This window comes from Streptomyces botrytidirepellens (genome assembly GCF_003721215.1).
Taxonomy (GTDB): Bacteria; Actinomycetota; Actinomycetes; order Streptomycetales; family Streptomycetaceae; genus Streptomyces; species Streptomyces himastatinicus.
In genome coordinates, this window is record NZ_RIBZ01000505.1 from 1 (window position 1) to 2,249 (window position 2,249).

Consider the following 2,249-nt stretch of genomic DNA (forward strand, 5'->3'; position numbering starts at 1 on the left):
CGCGGCCCGCGGTGTGGCCAGGGCGGGGCCGGGGACCGGCCGCGCGGGCGGTACGGGCGCCGCCGCCCGGCCGTCGCGGATCCGCCGGTACAGGCCCAGCAGCAGCACCTCGGCACGGGCCATCGCCGGCTCCAGCCACGGCAGGGCCAGCAGGACCAGCACTCCGGCGGCCCAGCCGAGCACCACGTCGCTCAGCCAGTGGGTGCCGAGGTAGACGGTCGTCATGCCGACGCCGAAGGCGAAGCCCGCGGCGATCAGCGAGGCGATCCTGCGGGCCAGGGGAGTGGTCGCCAGATAGGCCAGCACACCCCAGGTGACCACCGCGTTCGCAGTGTGACCCGAAGGAAATATATCGCCGGTGCGCCACATCTCATTGGCGCCGACGCTCGTCGCGTAGTGCGGACCGAGTCGGCCGAAGCCGATTTTCACCGCGCCCACGGTGGCGTTCAGCAGCAGCAGCGAGGTGCCCAGCACCAGCCCCGGGCGCAGGGTGCGCTGCTTGTAGCAGCACCACCCCAGCCAGGCGGCGACCGCCACCGCGGTGGGTCCGCGCTGGCCCATCACGACGAAGTAGTCCAGGAACATGTGGAACTCCGGCCACTGCTTGTAGGGCCGGAAGAGCATGACCTGCCAGTCGAACCTCACCAGCCACGAGGTGGTGAGCACGCCGATCACGGTCGCGGCATAGACCGCGAGGGTGGTTCCGAGCAGCCAGAAGCGTGTTCGGGTCATCCGCGGTCGCGCGGGATCGCGCCGCGCGAGATCGGTAGGTCGCTCCGCCTTGAGGAGCTTGTCTTCGGTACGCACCTAATCGACGTTACATTGCGTGACAGGGGGGTTCAGTCGATCAGGTCGCTTTGTGATGACGATGTGATGTGGGGTGCGTCTCGTCGGGCTGCTTTTGGCCGCCCCTTTCCGAGGAATGCACGAGGCCCCGGCACATTTGTGCGCTGGCCTTCCTATCAGCGAAGAGCGATCTCTTTATGGAATTCTTACAGGGGTGTTTATCGGCGATTGGCCGTGGTGTTCCTCACTGTTTCCCGGTGCGTCGCCGGGGCGACAGACGGGCTCCCGCCGCCGCGTCCGGCGGGCCGCCGCCCGGCCTGACCGGGTGGCCGGATCACGGCGGTCCCGAGCCGTGCAACCACCAGGCCCCGTACGCCGCGGAGGCCAGCCCCACCGAGCCCAGGATCAGCGCGGTGCGCGCCGGACGCAGTCGGGCCAGGGCGATCGCGAGCGGGATCAGCACGGGGAAGGCGGGTATGAGCAGCCGCGGCTTGGAGCCGAAGTACCCCTTGGCGGCCAGCGCGAGGACGAGCACTGCACCGGTGTACACCAGCAGCGGCAGCGGCTGGCTCTGCCGTATGCAGCACACATACAGCCAGAGCAGCGCGACCACGGCGAGGAGCAGCGCGATTCCGGCCACGAACGGCGGATGCACCAACAGCCCGCCGATGAAGGCCGCGAAGGCCAGCCCGCCGTCGAATCCGTTTCCCCAGCCGTTCTGGACGTCGAAGTAGCCGGTGAGGCTGTCGGTCCGCACCGCCACCCAGGTCACATAGCCCAGCCAGCCCAGCGGCGCGATCGCCATCCCGGCCAGCACGCGCCCATTCGTACGCCACGCCTGGCGCCACCGCCCGCCGGGCAGCAGCTCCACCGCCGCCGTGATCCACACCGCGGCGACCACCGCCGCCCCCACCGGCCGGGTGAGCCCCGCGAGCGCCGCGAGGACCCCCGCCCACACCCAACGCCGGGTCAGCACCGCGTACACCGACCAGGCGGCCAGCGCCGTGAAGAGCGACTCCGAATACGCCATCGACTGCACGATCCCGACCGGCAGCACGCCCCAGAGCACCGCCAGCGTGATCCCCACCCGGCGCCCGTACACCAGATCGCCGACCGCGAAGATTCCCCACGCGGCCAGCAGCGAGGTGATCGAACTCACGGCCAGCCCCGCGTCCGGCACGCTCAGCGGCGTCACGGCCGATATGCCGCGCTCCAGCCAGGGGAGCATCGGGAAGAACGCCAGGTTGGAGTGGACCGACCCGTCGGCCAGATGGATCGTGTAGCCGTATCCCTCCTCGGCGATGCGGGAGTACCAGAGCGAGTCCCAGCGGGCCGAGAGGAGCTGGTGCGCACTCTTGCCGGCAGCCGCCCCCCAGACCGCGAGAACCACGAGGCCGAGCACGCGCGTCCCGGCATACAGCAGCAGCGCCGGGGCGGCCCGGCGCAGCGCGGCGAGCGCCACG

General features: G+C 70.7%; 2 protein-coding genes. Both read right to left on the reverse strand.

The features are described from left to right. Positions 1–807, reverse strand: an 807-nt coding sequence (locus tag EEJ42_RS32080; protein ID WP_184503370.1) for a phosphatase PAP2 family protein, incomplete at its 3' end; no start/stop codon positions are given. A gap of 313 nt (positions 808–1,120) precedes the next feature. Beyond that, entirely contained in the window at positions 1,121–2,248 is a 1,128-nt protein-coding gene (locus EEJ42_RS32085) for a hypothetical protein (protein ID WP_123105421.1), read from the reverse strand. Between the last annotated feature and the right edge of the window lies 1 nt (position 2,249).